General features: G+C 43.7%; 22 protein-coding genes and 1 tRNA gene. 13 read left to right on the top strand and 10 right to left on the bottom strand.

All coding sequences use genetic code 11. The annotated features are described in order from the left end of the window. Nucleotides 1–106 precede the first annotated feature (106 nt). Entirely contained in the window at nucleotides 107–1,060 is a 954-nt protein-coding gene (trxB, locus tag L5L77_RS12710; protein ID WP_263185815.1) for a thioredoxin-disulfide reductase, read from the bottom strand. A gap of 337 nt (nucleotides 1,061–1,397) precedes the next feature. Further along, a complete protein-coding gene (gene ald, locus L5L77_RS12705; protein WP_263193090.1) occupies nucleotides 1,398–2,513 on the bottom strand; it encodes an alanine dehydrogenase in 1,116 nt (371 codons plus the stop codon). Nucleotides 2,514–2,692: 179 nt separating this feature from the next. Here ald and lrp point away from each other — a divergent pair, with 179 nt between their 5' ends. The 7 genes from lrp to L5L77_RS12670 all read left to right on the top strand — a co-directional run bounded on the left by lrp (nucleotide 2,693) and on the right by L5L77_RS12670 (nucleotide 10,146). Beyond that, complete coding sequence (lrp, locus tag L5L77_RS12700; protein ID WP_006081649.1) at nucleotides 2,693–3,199, top strand: leucine-responsive transcriptional regulator Lrp; 507 nt, start codon at nucleotides 2,693–2,695, stop codon at nucleotides 3,197–3,199. A gap of 342 nt (nucleotides 3,200–3,541) precedes the next feature. Then, nucleotides 3,542–6,310 carry a DNA translocase FtsK gene (locus L5L77_RS12695; RefSeq protein WP_263143195.1) on the top strand — a complete coding sequence of 923 codons (2,769 nt, stop codon included), beginning with the start codon at nucleotides 3,542–3,544 and terminating at the stop codon, nucleotides 6,308–6,310. 55 nt (nucleotides 6,311–6,365) lie between these two features. Then, nucleotides 6,366–6,992, top strand: coding sequence for an outer membrane lipoprotein chaperone LolA (lolA, locus tag L5L77_RS12690; protein ID WP_131525571.1), 627 nt, complete (start codon nucleotides 6,366–6,368; stop codon nucleotides 6,990–6,992). A gap of 8 nt (nucleotides 6,993–7,000) precedes the next feature. Then, on the top strand, nucleotides 7,001–8,332 hold the full coding sequence (locus L5L77_RS12685; RefSeq protein ID WP_198573993.1) for a replication-associated recombination protein A: 1,332 nt from the start codon (nucleotides 7,001–7,003) through the stop codon (nucleotides 8,330–8,332). Then, nucleotides 8,325–8,699: a fluoride efflux transporter CrcB gene (gene crcB, locus L5L77_RS12680; protein WP_028759942.1), complete on the top strand. Its 375-nt coding sequence runs from the start codon at nucleotides 8,325–8,327 to the stop codon at nucleotides 8,697–8,699. The genes L5L77_RS12685 and crcB overlap by 8 nt, the downstream gene beginning before the upstream one ends. Before the next feature lie 18 nt (nucleotides 8,700–8,717). Beyond that, nucleotides 8,718–10,004, top strand: coding sequence for a serine--tRNA ligase (gene serS, locus L5L77_RS12675; protein WP_028759943.1), 1,287 nt, complete (start codon nucleotides 8,718–8,720; stop codon nucleotides 10,002–10,004). Nucleotides 10,005–10,023: 19 nt separating this feature from the next. Beyond that, entirely contained in the window at nucleotides 10,024–10,146 is a 123-nt protein-coding gene (locus L5L77_RS12670; RefSeq protein ID WP_028759944.1) for a hypothetical protein, read from the top strand. Nucleotides 10,147–10,245: 99 nt separating this feature from the next. Here L5L77_RS12670 and L5L77_RS12665 read toward each other — a convergent pair whose 3' ends face one another. The 6 genes from L5L77_RS12665 to punR form a co-directional block, all read right to left on the bottom strand. Then, entirely contained in the window at nucleotides 10,246–10,584 is a 339-nt protein-coding gene (locus tag L5L77_RS12665) for a TusE/DsrC/DsvC family sulfur relay protein (protein WP_105252498.1), read from the bottom strand. After that, nucleotides 10,578–10,859 (bottom strand): sulfurtransferase complex subunit TusB, encoded by a 282-nt coding sequence (tusB, locus tag L5L77_RS12660; RefSeq protein ID WP_105252497.1) that lies wholly within the window; start codon nucleotides 10,857–10,859, stop codon nucleotides 10,578–10,580. The genes L5L77_RS12665 and tusB overlap by 7 nt, the downstream gene beginning before the upstream one ends. After that, nucleotides 10,859–11,215 carry a sulfurtransferase complex subunit TusC gene (gene tusC, locus L5L77_RS12655; RefSeq protein WP_028759947.1) on the bottom strand — a complete coding sequence of 119 codons (357 nt, stop codon included), beginning with the start codon at nucleotides 11,213–11,215 and terminating at the stop codon, nucleotides 10,859–10,861. Before tusC ends, tusB begins: the two co-directional genes overlap by 1 nt. Nucleotides 11,216–11,229: 14 nt before the next feature. Next, on the bottom strand, nucleotides 11,230–11,619 hold the full coding sequence (gene tusD, locus L5L77_RS12650; protein ID WP_263143187.1) for a sulfurtransferase complex subunit TusD: 390 nt from the start codon (nucleotides 11,617–11,619) through the stop codon (nucleotides 11,230–11,232). A gap of 69 nt (nucleotides 11,620–11,688) precedes the next feature. Beyond that, nucleotides 11,689–12,348, bottom strand: coding sequence for a Bax inhibitor-1/YccA family protein (locus L5L77_RS12645; RefSeq protein ID WP_028759949.1), 660 nt, complete (start codon nucleotides 12,346–12,348; stop codon nucleotides 11,689–11,691). A gap of 339 nt (nucleotides 12,349–12,687) precedes the next feature. Beyond that, nucleotides 12,688–13,590, bottom strand: a complete 903-nt coding sequence (gene punR, locus L5L77_RS12640) for a DNA-binding transcriptional activator PunR (protein ID WP_028759950.1) — start codon at nucleotides 13,588–13,590, stop codon at nucleotides 12,688–12,690. A gap of 115 nt (nucleotides 13,591–13,705) precedes the next feature. On the opposite strand from punR, the gene punC reads away from it, so the two are divergent. Together punC and L5L77_RS12630 are read left to right on the top strand one after the other, a co-directional pair. After that, nucleotides 13,706–14,977: a purine nucleoside transporter PunC gene (gene punC / locus L5L77_RS12635; RefSeq protein WP_263143185.1), complete on the top strand. Its 1,272-nt coding sequence runs from the start codon at nucleotides 13,706–13,708 to the stop codon at nucleotides 14,975–14,977. 80 nt (nucleotides 14,978–15,057) lie between these two features. Beyond that, nucleotides 15,058–15,148: transfer RNA gene (locus tag L5L77_RS12630), tRNA-Ser, on the top strand. Nucleotides 15,149–15,436: 288 nt separating this feature from the next. Here the strand turns inward: L5L77_RS12630 and L5L77_RS12625 are convergent. Together L5L77_RS12625 and L5L77_RS12620 are read right to left on the bottom strand one after the other, a co-directional pair. Continuing rightward, entirely contained in the window at nucleotides 15,437–16,000 is a 564-nt protein-coding gene (locus L5L77_RS12625) for a hypothetical protein (protein ID WP_263181414.1), read from the bottom strand. After that, nucleotides 15,997–17,610, bottom strand: a complete 1,614-nt coding sequence (locus L5L77_RS12620; protein ID WP_263181415.1) for an MATE family efflux transporter — start codon at nucleotides 17,608–17,610, stop codon at nucleotides 15,997–15,999. Before L5L77_RS12620 ends, L5L77_RS12625 begins: the two co-directional genes overlap by 4 nt. Before the next feature lie 403 nt (nucleotides 17,611–18,013). On the opposite strand from L5L77_RS12620, the gene L5L77_RS12615 reads away from it, so the two are divergent. The 4 genes from L5L77_RS12615 to L5L77_RS12600 all read left to right on the top strand — a co-directional run bounded on the left by L5L77_RS12615 (nucleotide 18,014) and on the right by L5L77_RS12600 (nucleotide 21,888). Continuing rightward, complete coding sequence (locus L5L77_RS12615; RefSeq protein WP_263222866.1) at nucleotides 18,014–18,967, top strand: hypothetical protein; 954 nt, start codon at nucleotides 18,014–18,016, stop codon at nucleotides 18,965–18,967. After that, entirely contained in the window at nucleotides 18,954–19,943 is a 990-nt protein-coding gene (locus L5L77_RS12610) for a hypothetical protein (protein WP_263185813.1), read from the top strand. Before L5L77_RS12615 ends, L5L77_RS12610 begins: the two co-directional genes overlap by 14 nt. A 44-nt stretch (nucleotides 19,944–19,987) precedes the next feature. Then, complete coding sequence (locus L5L77_RS12605) at nucleotides 19,988–21,019, top strand: helix-turn-helix transcriptional regulator (RefSeq protein ID WP_263185811.1); 1,032 nt, start codon at nucleotides 19,988–19,990, stop codon at nucleotides 21,017–21,019. Nucleotides 21,020–21,186: 167 nt separating this feature from the next. Beyond that, nucleotides 21,187–21,888, top strand: a complete 702-nt coding sequence (locus L5L77_RS12600; protein ID WP_263185809.1) for a hypothetical protein — start codon at nucleotides 21,187–21,189, stop codon at nucleotides 21,886–21,888. Nucleotides 21,889–22,259: the final 371 nt, after the last annotated feature.

Below are 22,259 nucleotides of genomic sequence, written 5' to 3'. Positions count from 1 at the left end.
ACAATATTAATTGGCACAGCCTGCAAAAAATTTTGCTATTGCTTAACGATTTTGGCCTAAAAAAATAGCAGGCTAAGCCTGCTATTCGTTGAATAATCGAGTCTAGTTATTTTTTAGCGTCTAAATAACGCTCTGCATCGAGTGCGGCCATACAGCCTGTGCCGGCAGAAGTAATGGCTTGACGATAATGTTGGTCCATCACATCACCACAGGCATAAACACCTTCGATACTTGTTTGCGTGGCGTTACCTTGCAAGCCACTCTGAACTTTTAAATAACCGTGGTTCATTTCCAACTGGCCTTCAAAAATACCGGTATTAGGGCTGTGACCAATGGCGACGAACACACCAGCAACGGCTAAGTTAGTGATCGAGCCATCTTTAGTGCTCTTCATCTTCAGACCCGTCACACCCATGGCATCACCAACCACTTCATCCATGGTTTGATCTAAGTGAAGGATTATGTTGCCATTGGCGACTTTGTCCATCAGACGGTCGATCAAGATTTTTTCTGAGCGGAAGGTGTCACGGCGATGGATGAGGTGAACTTCAGCAGCAATATTGCTTAAGTACAGTGCTTCTTCAACGGCGGTGTTGCCGCCACCGATCACTGCGACTTTTTGATTGCGATAGAAGAAGCCATCACAGGTTGCACAGGCTGATACACCGCGACCTTTGAAAGCTTCTTCTGACTCTAACCCTAAGTAGCGGGCAGATGCACCAGTTGCGATGATCAGCGCATCACAGGTGTACTCGCCGTTATCGCCTTTCAAACGGAAAGGGCGCTCGGTAAGGGTCACTTCGTTGATATGATCGAACAAGATTTCAGTATCGAACTTTTCAGCATGCTTCTGCATACGTTCCATCAAGGCGGGACCCGTTAAGTCGTCCGCGTCGCCTGGCCAGTTTTCAACTTCAGTCGTCGTGGTTAATTGACCACCTTGCTGCATACCTGTGATCATCACAGGTTTTAAATTCGCACGCGCAGCATAAACGGCTGCGGTATATCCTGCTGGGCCTGAACCCAAAATCAATAAGTTACAATGTCTGACCTGGCTCATTTTTATCTCCGTGCCTTTAGCAAATTGCAAGGATTGTAGGGAATTTACCTGTGGGGGTAAAGTGTTGGAGGGCGATTCTTTTAGATTGCACTAATCGAGTCCATCCGTTTTGGTATGGAGAGTGTCAGTTTTACTTTACTGTGAAAACATAAATAGCTTAAGTGTGAACCACGAAATGAAGCACGGGATGAGCTTGTATAAATATGATGGTGTGATCGTAGTGGAGCGTATTTCTACCCAATAAAAAAATCGGCCTCAATTGTATCGAGACCGATTTGAATTACATACTAAGTAAAGTCAGCTTAAATCCACATAAAAAGTTAAGTTAATTAAAAACTTATACTAATAGTGTCGCAGGAGATGTGAACGCTAAGTTTAGGGCGTGAGCCACTTCCTTACACACCACTTTACCGTGCATGACGTTTAAGCCATTAAGAAAATGCTTGTCTTGCAACAGCGCTTCTTTATAGCCTAAATTTGCTAACTTGAGAATGTACGGTAAGGTTGCATTGTTAAGCGCAAATGTTGAAGTGCGAGCGACCGCACCAGGCATATTTGCAACACAGTAATGCACAACATCATCAACGACATAGGTAGGATCTTGGTGAGTAGTGGCATGTGAAGTTTCAACACAACCGCCTTGATCGATCGCCACGTCAACGATAGCGCTGCCAGGCTTCATACGTGAAATCATGCTACGAGTAACCAATTTTGGCGCCGCAGCACCTGGAATTAGTACACCACCAATCACAAGATCGGCTTCAATAACATGACGTTCAATTGCATCTGCAGTTGAGTAAATGGCTTTTACAGCAGAACCGAATTGCACATTTAAACGACGCAGAGCATCAATACTGCGATCAAGAACAACAACATCAGCACCCATACCAACTGCCACTTGTGCTGCATTAGTACCAACCATACCGCCGCCAATAATGACGACTTTAGCAGGCTCAACTCCCGGTACGCCGCCCAGCAACATACCGCGGCCACCAGAAGATTTCTCTAATGCCATAGCGCCAGCTTGGATTGACATACGACCAGCGACTTCAGACATAGGAGCAAGCAAAGGCAGGCCACCACGATCGTCTGTCACAGTTTCGTAAGCGATACATACGGCACCACTTTTGATTAAATCTTCAGTTTGCGGTAAATCTGGAGCAAGATGCAGATAAGTAAATAAAATCTGATCGTGACGCAACATAGCGCGTTCAACTGCTTGAGGCTCTTTTACTTTTACAATCATCTGCGCTTTAGCAAAAACTTCAGTAGCAGTCGCTAAAATTGTGGCGCCAGCATCAATATAATCTTGATCTGAAAAACCAATACCTATGCCTGCATTTGTTTCAACAAAAACGTCGTGACCTTTGATCGCCAACTCGCGAACACTAGAAGGAACCATACCGACACGATATTCGTGGTTTTTAATTTCCTTGGGAACACCAATAATCATCTTTGAGCCTCAATTGCCTGAAATCCCACTTTTAATGGGCATAATTGTTATTTTATCGTGACCTGAACGTGATTAATTCAGGGATATCTAGTATAGTATCGGCGACGCAGTTTATGCTGCTGAACTTTCGGCATACGTAGAATAAAATGTTGTTTTAGTGATAAAGCAAGGTTAAATAAATGGCATATAATAAAAAGAGTCCTGTAAAAGACTTGGATCGCATCGATCGCAACATTCTTAATGAACTACAACTTGATGGCCGCATTTCAAATGTGGAATTGTCAAAAAGAGTCGGACTAAGTCCAACTCCGTGTTTAGAAAGAGTAAAACGTCTCGAAAAGCAAGGTTACATCAATGGCTATACCGCATTGGTGAATCCTCATTTCTTGGGTGCATCCCTACTGGTATTCGTGGAAATCACATTAAGCCGTGATACTCCCGAAGTGTTTGATAAGTTTAACCGTGCAGTGCAACTACTAGATGATATTCAAGAATGTCATCTGGTTTCAGGCGATTTTGACTACTTACTGAAAACTCGTGTTTCAGATATGTCGGCTTATCGTCGCTTGTTAGGTGAAACTTTATTGAAATTACCTTCTGTTTCCGACACGCGTACTTATGTTGTGATGGAAGAAGTTAAGCACACCAGTCGTGTAGCGATAAATCATCTACTCTCAGATATCTAAATTATCCTGATTGTTTGGTTTTACAATAAGGGGCTTAGGCCCCTTATTTATCAGTAACGTCGATATATCCATCTCATTTAACGCTTATTGCTATTAGCCTTGTATTGCCCTTAAGTTTGCTAACTTAGGGGCTTCTTTTTGTGGCATTTTTAAACAAATTTGTTAACGGAAGTGTTTGTGTAATAACTCATTCCTCCCTAAAAGCACACTAAAACACCTCAATAGACTAAATTTTGCCAATCATGACCAATTCTGTATAGAAAAACAGGCTAATGTGCTCCACATTTAGTGGGATTCTGGTATCGTTAGCCCACCTGTTTTCACTTTTATGGATTACGTCGTTTGTCTCAAGGAAATAGTGTACGCACGCTCACTGGCCTGCAACGTCTGCTGGAAGGCGGACTCATCATTTGTTGTGTTCTCGCCACTTATATTTTGCTCGCATTGACGAGTTTTAGTCCGTCTGATCCTGGTTGGAGTCAGTCGCATTTTCAAGGCGATATTAAAAACTGGACCGGGGCAGTAGGGGCTTGGATTGCCGATATTCTGTTATATTTCTTCGGCGTTACGGCTTATATCATGCCAATCATTGTCGCATCGACAGGTTGGTTATTGTTCAAACGTGCCCATCATTTACTTGAAATTGATTACTTTTCTGTGGCCCTGAGATTGATTGGATTTTTACTGATCATTCTAGGATTTTCTGCTTTGGCGAGTATGAATGCCAACAACATCTACGAGTTTTCGGCAGGCGGAGTGGCGGGTGATGTCATAGGCCAAGCCATGTTGCCGTATTTTAATAAACTCGGCACTACCTTATTACTGCTGTGTTTCTTGGGCTCAGGCTTTACGCTGTTGACTGGGATTAGCTGGCTGACTGTGGTCGAGAAAATCGGCTTAGTCTCTATTTGGATTTATAAAAAGTTAAAATTATTGCCGCAAGCGATGAAGCGTGAGCATGAAACCGAGGATACCCGTGGTTTTATGTCCGTGGTGGATAAGTTTAAACAGCGCCGTGAATCCCAGTACGTGCTAGAAAAGCCCCCCATAGTTGAAAAGCCTAAGGTGCGTGAGCGTCATATTGGTCGTAGAGCTGAGATAACCCCAACGCTATATGCTGCCACTGATGATATGGTCATTGAACCAGAAGGTATTATTACTGAAACTGAGAATAATTCGTCGCCAAAAAACAAACTATCGGCGCTTGCAAAAATTCTGAGCTTGAATGGCAGTAAAAGTAAGAGTGCACAACGGGTTGAGCCACAAATCGATAATGATGATTTGGCCGCCCATGGCAATTTTGAAGCGCCACCTTGGTTAGCTGAGCCTCAACATTCAAATGCCAATGAGCAAGACAGTGCCGATTTTAATTCGCATTCATTCGATCATGATGACAATGAGCCAGTGTTTAGCAGTCAAGCATTTACAGAAGATGAGGATGATGATGAAAGTCTAGGTTTTAGCGATGATGACGTCATTGATTTTGATACTAAAGTGTCAACAGGTGCAGTGAATCAAGCGCAGCGTAATAAGCAAGATCAAAAAGCTAAAATTGTCGATGGCATTGTGGTATTGCCAGGACAAGAAGATAAACCCGCACCGAAAAAACCGATGGATCCTCTGCCGAGTATTAACTTGCTCGACATACCTGACCGTAAGAAGAATCCGATCAGCCCAGAGGAATTGGATCAAGTCGCCCGCCTTGTTGAGCTTAAACTGGCCGATTTCAACATCATCGCCAATGTAGTGGGTGTGTATCCAGGTCCTGTGATCACACGCTTTGAATTAGAATTAGCGCCGGGCGTTAAAGCGTCAAAAATCTCTAATCTATCAAAGGATTTAGCTCGTTCATTACTGGCTGAAAGTGTGCGCGTGGTTGAAGTTATTCCGGGTAAGGCTTATGTCGGACTCGAATTGCCCAATAAATTCCGCGAAACCGTGTTTATGCGCGATGTGTTAGATTGTGCCGCCTTTACTGAGAGTAAATCCAACTTAACTATGGTGTTAGGCCAAGATATTGCTGGTGACCCCGTTGTTGTTGATCTTGGTAAAATGCCACATTTATTGGTAGCCGGTACTACAGGCTCTGGTAAGTCTGTGGGTGTAAACGTGATGATCACCAGCTTACTGTATAAGTCTGGCCCAGAAGATGTACGCTTTATCATGATCGACCCCAAAATGTTGGAATTGTCTGTCTATGAAGGTATTCCGCATTTGCTATGTGAAGTCGTGACCGACATGAAAGAAGCTGCCAATGCGCTGCGTTGGTGTGTCGGCGAGATGGAACGTCGCTACAAGCTGATGTCTATGATGGGCGTGCGTAACATCAAGGGCTATAACGCTAAAATTGCCGAAGCGAAAGCCAATGGCGAAGTGATTTTAGATCCTATGTGGAAGTCATCCGACAGCATGGAGCCTGAAGCGCCTGCGTTAGATAAGCTGCCATCGATTGTTGTCGTGGTCGATGAATTTGCTGACATGATGATGATTGTTGGTAAAAAAGTTGAAGAGTTGATTGCCCGTATTGCCCAAAAAGCGCGTGCTGCAGGGATACATTTGATCTTGGCAACCCAAAGACCGTCAGTGGATGTGATCACAGGTTTGATTAAGGCCAACATTCCCACACGTATGGCGTTCCAAGTGTCATCTCGTATCGATTCGCGCACCATTTTAGATCAACAGGGTGCCGAAACCTTGCTTGGTATGGGTGACATGTTATTTTTGCCACCGGGTACCGCGGTACCGAATCGTGTTCATGGTGCGTTCGTTGATGATCATGAAGTTCACCGTGTCGTTGCCGACTGGTGCGCCCGTGGCAAACCGCAATATATCGAAGAAATCCTCAACGGTGCCAGTGATGGTGAACAAGTATTATTGCCTGGTGAAACCGCTGAATCAGACGAAGAATATGATCCGTTATACGATGAAGCAGTCGCCTTTGTGACTGAAACTCGTCGCGGCTCGATTTCAAGCGTACAGCGTAAATTTAAGATTGGTTATAACCGTGCAGCCCGCATTATTGAACAGATGGAAGCACAAGGTATTGTTTCTGCTCAAGGCCACAACGGTAACCGTGAAGTCTTAGCGCCGCCAGCACCAAAACATTATTAAGCCGCGCTAAGGCGTAGCTTTGATACACCCAAGGGTTTACAGGGTAAGGAATAAAATGAAAAAACGATTATGCGCTGTGTTGTTAGCTTCACCTTTGCTATTTAGCGCGGCTGTGTTTGCCGATGATGCGCAGCAGCTCAGGGAAAAATTGATTGGTACCGCTTCACTAAAAGCCGATTTCAAACAAACCGTAACAGATGTCAATAAAAAGGTTATTCAAACGGGGTCTGGCATTTTTGCCTTAGCGTATCCGAATCAATTTTATTGGCATTTAACCCAGCCCGATGAATCGCAGATTGTCGCTGATGGTAAAGATTTGTGGATCTACAATCCTTTCGCCGAGGAGGTGGTCATCATGGATTTTGCTGAAGCAATCAATGCATCTCCCATCGCATTGCTCGTCCACCGCGACGATGCGACTTGGTCACAGTATTCAGTGTCCAAGAAACAAGATTGCTATGAGATCAAACCTAAGGCGATTGATTCGGGCATATTGTCCGTCAATGTGTGTTTCAAAAATACCCAGTTAGTCAACTTTAATGTTGCCGATGATAAAGGTAATTTAAGCCTGTTTGATTTAAGCAATCAGCAAGCCATCACAAATAAAGACAAAGCCTTGTTCACCTTTGTGATCCCAGACAGCGTCGATGTTGATGATCAACGTCGTAAAGCAGCGCATTAGGCTATCGCGTGAGCAGTTTATCGTTTAATTTTGCACCCGATTTTCGTCCCTTGGCCGCACGCATGCGGCCAAGAACGATTGGCGAGTACATAGGTCAAGCCCATTTACTGGGTGAGGGCCAACCACTACGCAAAGCATTGGAAGCTGGGCGCGCCCATTCCATGATGTTGTGGGGACCGCCGGGCACAGGTAAAACAACCTTAGCTGAATTAATCGCACATTATTCAAATGCTCACGTTGAGCGCATTTCCGCGGTCACCTCTGGCGTTAAGGACATTCGCGCCGCGATTGAGCAAGCAAAAGCCGTTGCAGAATCCCGTGGCCAACGTACTCTATTGTTTGTCGATGAAGTCCACCGATTTAATAAGAGTCAGCAGGATGCCTTTCTGCCATTTATTGAAGATGGCACAGTGATCTTTATCGGCGCGACCACAGAAAATCCGTCTTTTGAAATCAATAATGCCTTACTCTCGCGGGCAAGGGTCTATCTTATCAAGCGCTTAAGCCATGATGAAATCGCCCATATAGTGACTCAAGCCTTAAACGATAACGAGCGCGGTTTAGGCCTACGACAATTTGTAATGCCAACCGATGTGCTCACCACATTGGCACAACTTTGTGATGGTGATGCCCGTAAAGCGTTAAATCTTATTGAGTTGATGAGTGATATGCTCATCGACGGTGGCACCTTTACCACTGAAATGTTAATTCAAGTGGCGGGGCACCAAGTTGCTGGTTTTGATAAGAACGGTGATCAGTTTTACGATTTAATCTCGGCTGTACATAAATCCATTCGCGGATCAGCACCTGATGCCGCGTTGTATTGGTTTTGTCGAATATTAGAAGGCGGTGGCGATCCGCTTTACGTGGCAAGGCGCTTACTGGCGATTGCCTCTGAAGATGTGGGCAATGCCGATCCTGCGGCGATGACAATCGCACTAAATGCCTGGGATTGTTTTCACCGTGTTGGCCCCGCCGAAGGTGAGAGAGCAATAGCACAAGCCATTGTTTATCTTGCCAGTGCGCCTAAGAGCAACGCTGTGTATACCGCATTTAAGGCGGCGCGTGCGTTAGCTCGCGAAACAGGGCAAGTCGAAGTGCCGCACCATTTACGCAATGCACCGACTCAGTTAATGAAAGACATCGGCATGGGAGCTGGGTATCGATATGCCCACGATGAAGCCAATGCCTATGCCAGTGGTGAAAATTATTTCCCCGAATCCCTGCAAACAGCACAGTTTTATTTTCCGACTGAGCGAGGGTTTGAGAAGCGGATCAAAGATAAATTGGCGCAATTAGCCCAGTTAGATCAAGCCAGTGAGAACAAAAGATATGACTAACATCTTATTAGTGGCTTTCGGCGGGTCAATTGGAGCAGTTTTACGCTATCTTATTTCAATATTCATGATCCAAGTATTTGGCAGCAGTTTTCCTTTTGGTACACTGTTGGTTAATGTTATAGGTTCATTTTTTATGGGCGTAATTTACGCTCTGGGGCAAATGAGTCATATCAGCCCTGAACTCAAAGCGCTTATAGGTATCGGTCTATTAGGTGCTTTGACAACGTTTTCGACTTTCTCTAATGAAACCTTGTTGCTGATGCAAGAAGGGGATTGGCTGAAGGCGATTTTGAATGTGGTGTTGAATCTAAGTCTATGTTTATTCATGGTGTACTTAGGTCAACAACTGGTTTTTTCTCGCATTTAACTATTAAGAATATATCACATGTTAGATCCTAAATTTTTGCGCAACGAATTAGAAGTTACCGCTGAGCGACTGGCTACCCGTGGCTTTATTTTAGACATAGCTCATCTCATTCAATTAGAAGAAAAGCGTAAGTCACTGCAAGTGGCTACCGAAGAATTACAAGCGTCGCGTAATGCCATCTCCAAATCCATTGGCCAAGCTAAAGCCCGTGGTGAAGATGTTGACGCAATCATGGCGCAAGTGGGCGATTTAGGTTCACAGTTGGATGCCAAAAAGATTGAACTGGCCGCTGTACTTGAAGAAGTCAATGCCATTGCCATGTCTATGCCTAACCTGCCTGATGAATCAGTACCAATGGGTGCCGATGAAACAGAGAACGTTGAAGTGAGACGTTGGGGGACGCCACGCACTTTTGATTTCCCGATTAAAGATCATATCGATTTAGGTGAAGGCTTAAACGGCTTAGATTTTAAAAATGCCGTTAAAATTACTGGCTCACGTTTCATCGTAATGAAAGGCCAAGTCGCCCGCTTAAATCGCGCCATTGGTCAGTTCATGTTGGACTTACATACCACAGAGCACGGTTATACCGAAGCCTATGTGCCATTACTGGTTAACGAGGCAAGCTTACTCGGCACAGGCCAGCTACCTAAGTTTGGTGAAGACTTATTCCACACTAAACCTGCGACTGAAGAAGGCCAAGGCTTGAGCCTTATCCCAACCGCAGAAGTGCCATTAACGAACTTAGTTCGCGATAGCATTGTTGATGAAGACGAGCTGCCAATAAAGTTAACTGCGCATACTGCATGTTTCCGCAGCGAAGCGGGCTCATACGGCAAAGATACCCGTGGTCTGATCCGTCAGCACCAATTCGATAAAGTTGAAATGGTGCAAATTGTTAAGCCTGAAGATTCAATGGCGGCACTTGAAGCGCTGACTGGTCATGCTGAAACCGTGCTGCAGCGTTTAGGTTTACCGTATCGAACTGTGATTTTATGTACTGGCGATATGGGCTTTGGCTCAAGCAAAACCTACGATATCGAAGTCTGGTTACCAGCACAAAATACCTATCGTGAGATTTCTTCTTGCTCAAACATGAAGGATTTCCAAGCCCGTCGTATGCAAGCGCGTTACCGTGTGAAAGCAGATAATAAGCCTGCGCTATTGCATACGTTAAACGGCTCAGGTTTAGCTGTAGGTCGTACTTTAGTGGCTATTTTAGAAAACTATCAAAATGCTGATGGCAGTATCACAGTCCCTGAAGTTCTGCGTCCTTACATGGGCGGTTTGACTCAAATAGGCTAATGGAACACAAAATAATACTATGGATAAAGGCCAGCGCTATCTCCGTTGGCTTTCCTATACCGCTGTGATTGCAGTATTTTTTGCTGTAATGCTTGCCACCGTAGGCAAAGCCATCTGGGTTGTGTTAGAAAACGTCAAATAACCCTATCAACTTTGTTCAAGTAAAAAGAAAGGCATGTTTCCCAAGGGAACATGCCTTTTTGTTTGTGTCATGTTTACGTGACGACTTAACCCTATGCCATTAAATACACTTAGCTGGTTTGGGCAGGCCCGCGATTTTCGTTGCTTGTTTCGCAGGTCCAATCGGGAATAGGGTATATAAGTATTTTGAATTGCCTTTGTCTGGTCCTAAGGCTTGGCCAATGGCTTTAACTAATACACGGATAGCAGGGCTCGTTTTATATTCGAGATAGAAATCTCGAACAAAGTTAATCACTTCCCAATGGGCTGGCGTAAGTACAATTTGCTCTTCTGCCGCTAACAACAGGGCCATATCGGGTTGCCAATCGTTAAGATTTTTTAAATAACCTTGATGGTCACGGGCGATTTCTGCGCCATTAAATTGCAATGGATTTACCACGTTATCACCTTGTCATGGAGTAATGATTGAGCCACAAACTCATTGTAATCGATAAGCATGACGTTCTTTAAACGTTCGGATAGGCCACGTGCGACAACATCGTCTTTTAAGACCATCAACTTGAAGGGCGATAATGCCATTGCCCACTGGCGCAGCAGTAACGCGTTAACGCCATCGCTCGATAATAAAATCGCATCTTCCTTACAGGCGTAACGTAAACAAAGTTTCAGCGCGCTATCTCGACTGGGAGATGTTTGAATATGATGTAAAATCATTAGAATACTAAGACCTCATCCACTTGGTTTAAATGGGCTGCGATGGCTTCATCGTTGACGACTGTCACTGGGATCGACAGTAAGCCATGGCTTAAGCCGTAATCGGCTAAGGATTGCTTACAGACAAATACAGATCCAATATCATACAGCGGCAGTGCTTTAAAGGTGGAGATGTAATCTTTAGCACCGATAAGCTCAGGCTGTTGATCTTTAATCAAATGCAACACACCTTCATCCACAAACACTAAACTCACTTCTTGTTCGAAGCTAGCGCTAAGCAGGGCAAGATCTAAACCTTCGCGGCCACGAACAGTACCATGTGGCGAGCAGCGAAATAGAATACACAATTTTTTCATAGTAGCCCTGAGAGTTAAAAACTGATCAAACGATCGGCCGATTCAATACCTGTGATTAGCTCACCTAAACCGCCCATGATAAATGACTCGCCCACATTCCAGTAGCTAAGGCCATTCTCGCGGGCATCTTGCTGACTCACAATGCCGCGACGTAGCGCTGCAGACACGCAATTGACTAACGGGACCTGATGGGATTGCGCCAGCTGTTTCCAGTCACTGATCACATCGTTTTCATCGGAGGCGGGTAAGCTTAAATCTGTGGAGTTATACACGCCATCTTGATAAAAAAACACACAGATAATCTGATGCCCAGCTAAAAGTGCAGCTTGGGAGAAGCGTAAGGCGTTAACACTCGCCGACGTGCCATAAGCGGGCCCGTTCACTTGGATAATAAATTTGCTCATTTAAAATAAAAATGGCCCTAAAAGTAGGGCCATTCTAACGCAAGTTAAGCTAAAAATCGCTAACTAGGATTAGTCATCGTTGCCTATGCCCATCAGGTGCAACAGCGCGATGAAGAGGTTTAAGAAGTCTAGGTATAATGAGATAGTCGCGCGAATGTAGTTAGTTTCGCCGCCATTGACGATACGGCTAGTATCAAACAGGATAAAACCTGTCATCAGTAACGCCAAGCCTGCGTTAATTGCCATAAAGGCAACACTGTTACCCATAAAAATATTAATCACAGCGGCGGCGATCACCACAATCAAGCCGGCGAACAAGAATCCACGTAGGAAAGAGAAATCTTTCTTAGTGGTCACGGCATAGGCTGATAACGCAACGAAAATCACTGACGTTAACCCCAGTGCTTGCATGATCAGCTGTGGACCGTTTGCCATACCCGCGTAGTGATTGAGCATGTAGCCCAGTGAAGCACCTTCCATACCCGTAAAGGCAAACACCCAGAAGATACCCGCTGCAGACTCGGCTTTACGTAAAGTGACAAACAACAGTACTAGGCCACCAATCGATAAACCAATGGAGACTAATGGACTGATATTTAATGCCATTGCCAAACCCGCACACAGTGCAGAGAAGGCCAATGTCATCGATAACAGCATATAAGTGTTTTTAAGAAGTTTGTTCACTTCCAGTGTTGACGCACTCGTCGAATATAAGGTTTCTTGGGTCATGTTGATCTCCGTTGACACATTTCCAAACTGATCATTTTGATTTTTTACAGCACACTAAGTTCCCGTAAAATCCTAAAATGAACTTAACTGGTGCAATGATACCGTACATGAGATACGGGTGAAAGTCATAGAACCATGAATAACAAATTGTTAATCTTCAAAATTTTACTCAATTATTTATTTCAACTTTAACTGCAAAGCATAAAAAATAAGATTCTTGTATCTGCGTCTTCATCCACTATGAAGGTAAAGATTTAGTCTGTACATAAGCAGACGATACACAATCACATTCAATGCTGATTTCAATGACTAAATCAGCATATTGAGTTTAAACCAAGCTTAAGCCAGCCATTCTTTGTGCAATTTTTCAGTATCGCCAAGATATTCCAGCACCCAAGCGAGAGCAGGCGACATCTTGTCAGCATTCCAGGCCAAGCAACAAGGGCTTGTCTGCTTTGGATTTTCCAGTTGTTTTTCAACAAGCGCACCCGCCTTAATAAACACGCTCGCTAAATGCACTGGCATATAACCGACGCCTAAACCTTCGCGGAAACAGTTAATGGCACGGATCCAATCAGGTACGACTAACCTGCGTTGATTCTCTAGCAACCAAGTCATACGTTTTGGAATTTCCCGAGAGGTATCTTCTAAACAAATCGAGGGAAAAGGGCGCAGCTCATCGTCACTTAATGGGCGGTCAATACTGGCCAAGGGATGATTTTTACTAACAAGAAACGCCCACTCAATATCCCCCATGTCTTTATATTGGTAAACACCACCGACTGGAATTGCGGTTGTCGCACCAATAGCAATATCACTGCGACCCGTGGCGAGCGCTTCCCAAACCCCGTTAAAGACCTCAATGCGAATAATTAATTCAATATCATGGAAGTGTCGATAAAAGTCAGCAATTAATACGCTGATCCTGTCGGCACGGACGATATTATCAAGGGCTATGGACAAGGTGGGTTGCCAACCATTTGCCACGCGCTGAGTGCCACGTTTCATCTCGTCCATCTGCGTGAGCAAGGTTCTGGCTTGCTTCACAAAATGTTCACCCGCTGGTGTTAATGTTACGCTGCGATGATGCCGTTCAAAAAGAATGACGCCGAGTTCTTCTTCTATTTGCTTGACCGCGTAGCTCACGGCAGAGGGCACTTTATGTAGCCGATTCGCCGCCGCGGTGAAACTACCTACACGAGCCACAATATCAATGAGTTCTAGCGCTTGTTCTGAGAGCATAACTGACGTCCATTCCAATGAAAATAATTGATAGCACAAGTCAAAAATAAACGTTTCCAATAAATTTAACAAGTCTTTAGACTGCACACTTTAGTCAATCTGACCCGATTATTTTATGAAAACGTCTAGTAACACCTTTGTAAACATAAAGTTCTTTATGTTTCTATTCTATTTAGCCATGTTGAGCATGCTTGGCTTTATTGCCACTGACATGTATTTGCCTGCTTTCAAAGCAATTGAAGGCTCATTTAACAGCACACCATCACAGGTGGCGATGTCACTGACCTGTTTCCTTGCGGGTCTTGCCTTAGGTCAGCTACTTTATGGCCCCTTAGTCAATAAAATCGGCAAACGTTGGGCATTGATCTTTGGCCTTGTTTTATTTGCCATTGCTAGCGTGTTTATTGCCAACAGTGATTCTATATTAATGCTCAATACCGCGCGCTTCTTCCAAGCGATTGGCGCCTGTAGTGCAGGGGTTATTTGGCAAGCGATTGTGGTTGAGCAATATGATGCCGATAAAGCCCAAGGTATTTTCAGCAACATTATGCCATTGGTCGCATTATCGCCTGCATTAGCACCGATCCTTGGCGCTTATATTCTGAACCAATTAGGCTGGCGTGCAATCTTTATCTCCTTGTGTGTTATCGCTTTTCTGCTGGTATTGATGACCTTGTACTTTGTTCCAGGCAAGAGTCAACATAAACACAGTGAACATGTCGCTGTATCTTATGGGCAAATTTTGAAAAACACCCGCTATTTAGGCAACGTCGTGATCTTCGGTGCCTGTTCCGGTGCTTTCTTTGCCTACCTAACTGTGTGGCCGATTGTGATGGAAATGCACGGTTATCAAGCGACTGAAATTGGGTTAAGTTTTATCCCGCAAACCATCATGTTTATTGTCGGTGGTTATGCGAGTAAGTTACTGATAAAACGCATTGGCGGGCATCAAACACTCAATATCTTGTTGTCGATTTTCGCAGCCTGTGTTATTTCAATCATCATGTTCACGCTGATTTATCCCGCGAGCACGATTTTCCCACTGCTGATTTCGTTCTCTATTTTAGCGGCGGCCAATGGTGCAATTTATCCAATAGTAGTTAACAGCGCGCTACAGCAGTTTAGTCAGAATGCCGCTAAGGCCGCAGGATTACAGAACTTCTTACAGATCAGCATTGCCTTTGGGGCATCTAGCTTAGTTGCTATGTGGGCAAGCCTAGGTGAAGTGGCGATTGGTTGGGGTATCCTATGTTGCGCTATCTTAGTGGTGGCCGGCTATATACTTAAGAGTCAACAAGAGTGGGGCGACTTTGCCAAACATTTCACTAAGCCAGATCCCGCACGGGTAGGCATAATGTCCGATGTGAAGCAAAATCCAGCGGATTGAGTGTAATAGCAACAATTGGCGCATAATTGAGAGTTAGTGCTTTACAGTCAACAGACTTACTTATATTATGCGCCTCGTTCGGAGGGGTGGCAGAGTGGTTTAATGCACCGGTCTTGAAAACCGGCGTGGGTTTATAGCCCACCCAGGGTTCAAATCCCTGCTCCTCCGCCATATTTTACGGAAAAGCCATCAGCAATGATGGCTTTTTTGTTTATATAATTTGAACCCTAGGTTCCTCATTCTAAGCTCAGTTCCTCCGCCAGATTTCGTCAAAAAAGCTGCTAAGCAATTAGCGGCTTTTTGCATTTTAGCTATTCTAGCCTTGAGTTTCTGATTTGAAACGCAGCGCCTCCACCATATTTCACCAACAAGGCCGTCAGCACTGATGACCTTGCTGGTCTTTATCATTTAACTCTAGATTTGCTCATTCAACATGATGCCAGACAATCTCAGCCATCATTACACTTTGGGGAGTTTGTGTTGGACCATGGCAAGAGCAAAGGAATGCCAATCTGCATTAGCATAGCTGCTCACCAGATCTCGCAGGATAGTCGGTTCGCCAGCATTATCCACTGGTTGAAAAATTATCTGCAAATTCAGCGCATTGCAGTAATCCCGCCGCTCCACTACAAAAAACTGCTTCTTGTAGGGGAGTAGCAATGTGCCCTCAGCTTGCGCATTAAACTCACGCGCGGCTAAATAGCCAGTAAACCAATGATTGAGTAATGTGTCGCATTGCTTAGTGTGGAATAAGCCTCCCCAATCATCCCCTAGTATGGCTTGACCCGACAGGACTCGCTGGCAATGATGAAAATCGATAAAACCTAGCTCACGTGTAATCACTTGTTGGCAATGCTTAAGCTGGAGATCTGAGTGTGATATGCCCAATTTCGCCATTAAGGTCGCGACTCTTTGCTTGGCTAACGGCTCATCCTGCTGACAAGCTTTGAGCAGTTTTTTAGCGCGAACTTTGGTTTCATTTAATGCGATGGCGCTTGAGTCTTTCATCTTGGCTAACTTCATTTTGCATTACCTCCATGACTGACTCGATTTGCTCGCGGCACGTGAATGAAAGGCCAAATACTGATGATCAATAAACTCAAGAGACAAGCTAAGATGTCCGCAATTGGAAAGGCCATCCATAACTCAGTCAAAGCGTTTGGCATGATATTAATGTTTAATGCACCTGTGATAAATGAAATATTTGTAAAGGATAGTTGAGGTAACAGAACCAGCAGGGGCAGTAACAAACCATAGATTTTTATCCCAGATAATAGCAATGCAAGCTTAGGGCGATTTGTGCCTTGATACACAGCAATCGCAATAGCTGTGATCCCCGCCAAAGGTAGGGTGATAAACGTCACACTCGAGATTTTAATACAGGCGGCAATGAGTGCGGGGGCATCGGTGAAAATACCAAAAACCGAGGTAGGAAAACCCATAAATACAATTGTCACTATACTCAGATAACAGCAGGTCAAGACGATTCCCCATTTAGCACACGCTAACACCCGAGAAGATGCCATCGCCCCATAGTTATACGCACTGATCGTTTGCGCTGCGCTGGTAAGTGCCATGAGCGGCAGGGCGATAAAGATATTAAAGCGTCCGATCAAACCATAAGCGCTGATCATGTACGCGACCTCATTCGCCGCTGGCGTATTGGGCACTACATTGGCTAAATGACTGACTAAAATATGATTTACCGATGAGATCACGCAGGCAATCCCAAGATATGACAATAATATAGGGCTACCTAAGCCAAGAATCGCTTTTATCTCAGTGAGGTTGAGCTTTATCTGCTCAATTCTAAAACAAATAGGCTGGGCAGCTTGCTTATAAAGCGCCTGTTTACTGGCAAAACGGTTATTGGGGACAAAATAGACGGCTGCAATAAATAGACTCACACATTGACCCGCCACCGTTGCCCACGCGGCTCCGCTAACGCCCATATCTAAAACGGCAATAAAGAGTGTATCGAACAAGATGTTCATGACCGCCGACAACAAGATAACCAGCAGCATCACCACGACTTTGCCTTGTGCTCTGAGTAAATCGCCGCTAAGAGATAACAAAAAAGTGAATAGACTAAAATAGAGAATGGGTTGTAGATACTCTGTAGCAACTAAGGCAAGTGTTGAGCTTACCCCAATAAACGCCAATAAATGATCAAGCTGGGCGAGTGACAAGATAGTCACTATCACGCCGCAACATAGGGCTAACGCAAAACCAGTGTTCGCGATTTGACTCGCCTTATCAAACGCATTTGCCCCTAAAAATCGGCTCACTAAGGTCGCAGTACCATTTCCTATCATGCAGGCCAAAGCAAAAATCATCATTTGTAACGGGAAGGCAATCGTCACCCCAGCCAATGCATCGGCACCGATGTATTTTAAAATAAAATAAGAGTCGACTAAGTTGTAGCTTCCGCTGAGCATCATGGCCAATGCCATGGGTAACGCAAAGCGCAAATACAAAGTGGGGATAGCTAACGTACCTAAGGACTCAGTTGGCTGAGATCCTGAGTGATATTTCCCGTGGGAGGGTGTTTCGGTGACTGCCAAGGGAACAATGTCAGAAGGTTCAACATTGATACTGGCGGGCTTTAAAGTGTTAGCTGTTGCATGTTTCACAAACAATTCTCCTAAGTTTATTGGCATTCCGCTAAGCCAAACTTATTTGATTGCTGTGGGTTCGATATGAAATCGATTCGCAACGCTATTAATTTATCAGAGTGATATCATCTTTTGCGGACAGGCTTCTCTGCAACCTGCCGCGTATTATTCTCACTCATCCGTCTGATGTCAATCAGATTGTCGCATTTGACGATGGCATTCAACCACTTTCCATGGTAAAAGATGAGCTATAAATGACGCCATCCAACAAGCCACTTAAACCACTTTCTGTGCCGCAGGTTACTAAGATTCATTGCCTAGCGATAATATAAAAGTCCGTTGTATACACTTCCTTTTAGTTACGACACAAGCTGTCGCATCTCTGCGTATAATATTAAAAAATAACGAATTGAGGTGTACTATGGATGGTCTAGTTATTGAGTCAATCAGCCTACTTACGTTGCTTGAAGTGGGTGATGTTCCACATTACGAACAGTTAAAACCTGGGGACATATTATTGGACTTCCCAGGAGTCTGGTTAGCACTCTCTGAAGATTGGAAAGGAATATATCAACATGTATTAGCGACGCCAGAAGGTTGGTATGACGAGCTACTGCTTTCTCGATTGTTATTAAAAGAATCGACGCAATCGTTATGTGTTAATGCTCTTGCAATTAAACACTTATTAGCATCGCGTAATCCGCTTCATAACCAAGATACTTACCCTGAGTTATCTAAACTTTGGGCCGCGTTTTACGCGAACGTTAATGATGGCTCGCTGAGTCAAATGTTAGCAGCATCTCAATCAATTCAGGCTTCTTTAGTCACTGAAGCCGAAGCACTATTAGATTTTTTGTTAATAACACATTCAACACTAAGGGAACGGCAGGAAGGTTTTGAATCAAAACATTGGGATGATTATCGCGCAGCTACAGAAGTAGCACGTGATGATGGCTCAGCCATTTTTTCAACCTACAGCAATCATTTTATGCTGGCCTCGGTGTTATTGATGCACTTAAAACCTAATAGCCACGTTCTTAAGGATGCCGCACTCAGTTGGCCACCGTATTTGCTCTATCCAAATGCAGGGGAATTATTGCTAATCCGTACTTTACTCAGTCATTGCTATCAAAAAGAAGGCATCAACTTTCTAGTTAACAATTTCGAACACATTATTCCAGAGCATTTGTTGTTTTTGCTTGAAAAGCCGAACTCAAACGCTATTGAATGCATCGCTGTCAAACAAGCTTTTTTTGATAAATACCAACCGCAAGGCTATTACCCAGGCGCAAACAATTCACTCGAAAATTACACAGAGTATTTTGATTTAATCATCAACAGAAAATCTAAGAGGGCGGGTTATGATCATCTTTAAATCATTTAAAAAAGAAACTGAAGCGTTATTGTCTCTCCTTGATGATGAGAATAAATTTGGTATTGGTTATGCTGAGCAACCAACTCTGACAGAGCGCGTATGGATCCAAGAATCTCAGGAGTTTGATAGGGTTGATAATTTCCTGAGAGATGAGTACAACAACCCGTGGGCCGAAGAATATGATATGACATTGTTGGTTCGCCTCGCATTAGATTGCTGGGAAAGTAAGCTTCCAAATCCAGCTAGAAATGTAAAAGCCCTTTGCGCTACGCGTTCAGGAAAATACGCCATGGAAGAAGATTCACCTTTTTATAGCTTATGGACACTATTTCTCAATAGTAATGAATCATTGATGGCTTTAATGTCAACGAGCAGTGATCCCGCTTTGCAACCGAGTATCTTACTTGAACAGGCTGAATTATTACTTGATGCGCATTATCTGACCATCCAAAGATTAAATCGTCGCTATGGCGGAGATCCCCGCAGTCGTACTGAACATAAATGGTTTAAATCAAAATTACCCTTGCCAGCAAGAAAGGGGAAATCAAAGCCAAGGGAGCCTAATAAAGCCTTCAATCGTGATTTTGTGCCTATAATGCTGGCGGCAAAAATAGTCATGCATTTTCATCCCAGCAGTAGCTTACTACAAGCCTTAGCCCTTGCGCCGGAACATTATCCAGTTGGAGAATGGGGCTATGAATACTGGTTTCGTAGAACATTGCAAAAGCACTGTGCAATCCAACAAGGCTGGTTATTTTTATTGATGAACATGCCAAGGTTCGCACCTGAAGAGTTAATGTATTTGATGAGCCGACTCCCCGTTAGCGCCAATGAATGTGACGCACTAATCAACGTATTTGAAGAATATTATGATGAAGATACTCAAGAAAGAGCAAAACATTGGTACCGAGATAAATCAGAATATATGGACTACTTCGAGAAATATTTTCAGGTAGGTTATCTGCTTAATCACTAAAGCTTTGTCGTGTCATGGTTCATCATTAGATTAAAAGGTCTGTTATGTCGGCAAATAAAAATGCAAACACGCTTCTCAGGCAACAAACACTGCTTAAGTTTATTCCCACAGATAAAGGGATAAGAAGCACCGAACTATTGGAGTTGATTGCTAATGAAGGTTTTAACATTAGCCACCGAACCTTGCAAAGAGACTTAGATGTACTATCACAGTATTTTCCCATTTATTCAGAAACCGAGGAGAAACCCTATCTGTGGCGCAGCACAGAATTGGGCGGCTTACGGACTCATATCGATACTATAAGTTTGACGGATGCTTTGTCGCTGATGTTGGTTGAAAAATCGCTAAAGCAACTGTTGCCACCGGCGATGCAACGACATTTACAAAACAATTTTGAGCATTCTCGCCAGCTATTAAATACCTTAAAAGATGACTATAACGCCCAGTGGTTAGATAAAGTCGCGAGTGTAATGCCTGATATGGGATTTAAACCCCCAGTAATTAACGAAACACTGTTAAAAGAAATACAAGAAGCTTTATTGAGGGATCAAACTATTCGAACTCACTATCAGGCAAAGCAAAAGGTCGCGGCGATTGAATACCACCTTATGCCGCTTGCCTTAGTGCAACGTGGAGACGTGCTTTACCTGATTGCTCAAGATATAACAAAAGGGCATGAGAATGCCGCCGTAAAGCGCTTCGCAATGCACCGTTTTCAAACGGTAAAACGTACCTACGAGCAAGGTATTCGTCCAGCGGACTTCAATTTACAGCAATATTTACAAGACGGTGCAATGCACTTCTCTAACGGCGAAACCCTAAAGCTTAAAGCTAAGGTCACCGCAGAGTTAGCATTTTATCTAACCGAAAGCCCTATGTCTGACGATATGGTATTAATGCCTTTAGACGAACACTTTTATGAACTGACAGCAACAGTGCACAATAGTTGGCAATTGAACTGGTGGTTAAAAGGACAGGGCGCAAATATAGCGGTACTCGAACCGCAATCGCTTCGAACTCAACTTAGTGACAACTTGCGTAAGGCGCTTGAAGCTTATGGTATTTGTGATTTTTGAGGTTAAGTTTGATTAGCCGAACAACTTCAATAATAAGTTATTGAAATTAAGATTAAAATATTCAAAAATGCAGCGAGTTACATTGACTCTGCGGTTTTTGTAATGAATAACTCTACTACCATCTTGCCTAGAGTGAAGATAAAAGTCGTAATCAATGAGGAATAATGATGAAACATACTGTGGAAGTCACTCAATCGGCATTAACCCAAATGTTACTCAATGGATTTGAAGCATTTGTGATAAAACATGGCAATAACAAGCGCAGCGGAATTGAATTTCATGCCTCTATTTATGGTGACATTGAAGTAAACGACAAAGAAGATAAATGTCGAAGCATTATACAGTTTATTTCGGCAGATACTTCCGCAAAAATGGGCAGTGGTTCTGTTGATACGAGTGAAGAAGCAGAAGACTTAAAAGAGCAGCTTGCTGAGCAAATGGGAGTGTATCGTCTCGGTAACATGCATAGTCATCCCTATTTACTCGAAGAAATGTCGTTAGATGAAGTGAGAAAGCGAGGATGTGAATTTTCAGCAGGTGATATAGAGTGTTTTTTGCAGCAACTGGAGCGGTATGAATCTGAAGATGCCTATGTCCTTGAACTTGTTCTCACAATCAAGCAATTAGAAAAACAGAATTCAGCTAGAGACGGACGAATTGCTGAAAATGCGATAGAGTTCTCTGTAGGTAACTGTAAATGTTTCCTACGCGCCCAAGCATTTACGAAGGATGAAACGGGGGCGTTAGTTGAAGAATCTACTAAGTTAGTCTGTGAATATCTTGAAGATTTTTCACATCTTAACGCTGACTTTGGAAGAGTAAAGGCCAAGCATAACCGTAAGAGAGTGCTTGAATATAAGCCAGTCTAAACTGGGCTTGGAAACGGCTGGATACCGCTTACGGTAACTAGCCGATAACCTAAGCGAGTGCGATTTTTACCCATCACGGATTATCACATTTTCACCCAGAACACGGCCATTTTTCTGGTTTTAAAGCAACTTGACTGGTATCTTACAAGCCGACATTTTTGTACTTTTGTATTTGAAAAGGTTGATGTTTGTATGAAGCTTAACATTTAGCGAAAAACGCTGAAAAAGGCATCAACACTGTATACCGCTGTGGGCATTTTTTACTCAGCAAACCATTCGACGTTTTTCACAAAACTCATTTTCAACGAATGGCTTTCCTCAGCGTTTTCAAGCGAGGTGCTACAGAAAGCGGCTCAAGGTATAACGCTATT

Source organism: Shewanella sp. SM29 (genome assembly GCF_025654245.1).
Lineage (GTDB): Bacteria > Pseudomonadota > Gammaproteobacteria > Enterobacterales > Shewanellaceae > Shewanella > Shewanella oncorhynchi.
Note: the sequence above shows the minus strand (reverse complement) of the source record. Positions and strands in the feature narration are given on the sequence as shown.

Excerpts from the sequence above, each read along its gene's own strand:
- L5L77_RS12645 (WP_028759949.1), bottom strand. The coding sequence starts at position 12,348 with ATGACCCAAGAAACCTTATATTCGACGAGTGCGTCAACACTGGAAGTG.
- L5L77_RS12610 (WP_263185813.1), top strand. The coding sequence starts at position 18,954 with ATGATCATCTTTAAATCATTTAAAAAAGAAACTGAAGCGTTATTGTCT.
- L5L77_RS12600 (WP_263185809.1), top strand. The coding sequence starts at position 21,187 with ATGAAACATACTGTGGAAGTCACTCAATCGGCATTAACCCAAATGTTA.
- L5L77_RS12615 (WP_263222866.1), top strand. The coding sequence starts at position 18,014 with ATGGATGGTCTAGTTATTGAGTCAATCAGCCTACTTACGTTGCTTGAA.
- ald (WP_263193090.1), bottom strand. The coding sequence starts at position 2,513 with ATGATTATTGGTGTTCCCAAGGAAATTAAAAACCACGAATATCGTGTC.
- punC (WP_263143185.1), top strand. The coding sequence starts at position 13,706 with ATGAAAACGTCTAGTAACACCTTTGTAAACATAAAGTTCTTTATGTTT.
- L5L77_RS12605 (WP_263185811.1), top strand. The coding sequence starts at position 19,988 with ATGTCGGCAAATAAAAATGCAAACACGCTTCTCAGGCAACAAACACTG.
- lolA (WP_131525571.1), top strand. The coding sequence starts at position 6,366 with ATGAAAAAACGATTATGCGCTGTGTTGTTAGCTTCACCTTTGCTATTT.
- L5L77_RS12670 (WP_028759944.1), top strand. The coding sequence starts at position 10,024 with ATGGATAAAGGCCAGCGCTATCTCCGTTGGCTTTCCTATACCGCTGTG.
- punR (WP_028759950.1), bottom strand. The coding sequence starts at position 13,590 with ATGCTCTCAGAACAAGCGCTAGAACTCATTGATATTGTGGCTCGTGTA.
- L5L77_RS12625 (WP_263181414.1), bottom strand. The coding sequence starts at position 16,000 with ATGAAGTTAGCCAAGATGAAAGACTCAAGCGCCATCGCATTAAATGAA.
- tusB (WP_105252497.1), bottom strand. The coding sequence starts at position 10,859 with ATGATTTTACATCATATTCAAACATCTCCCAGTCGAGATAGCGCGCTG.
- tusD (WP_263143187.1), bottom strand. The coding sequence starts at position 11,619 with ATGAGCAAATTTATTATCCAAGTGAACGGGCCCGCTTATGGCACGTCG.
- serS (WP_028759943.1), top strand. The coding sequence starts at position 8,718 with ATGTTAGATCCTAAATTTTTGCGCAACGAATTAGAAGTTACCGCTGAG.
- lrp (WP_006081649.1), top strand. The coding sequence starts at position 2,693 with ATGGCATATAATAAAAAGAGTCCTGTAAAAGACTTGGATCGCATCGAT.
- crcB (WP_028759942.1), top strand. The coding sequence starts at position 8,325 with ATGACTAACATCTTATTAGTGGCTTTCGGCGGGTCAATTGGAGCAGTT.
- tusC (WP_028759947.1), bottom strand. The coding sequence starts at position 11,215 with ATGAAAAAATTGTGTATTCTATTTCGCTGCTCGCCACATGGTACTGTT.
- trxB (WP_263185815.1), bottom strand. The coding sequence starts at position 1,060 with ATGAGCCAGGTCAGACATTGTAACTTATTGATTTTGGGTTCAGGCCCA.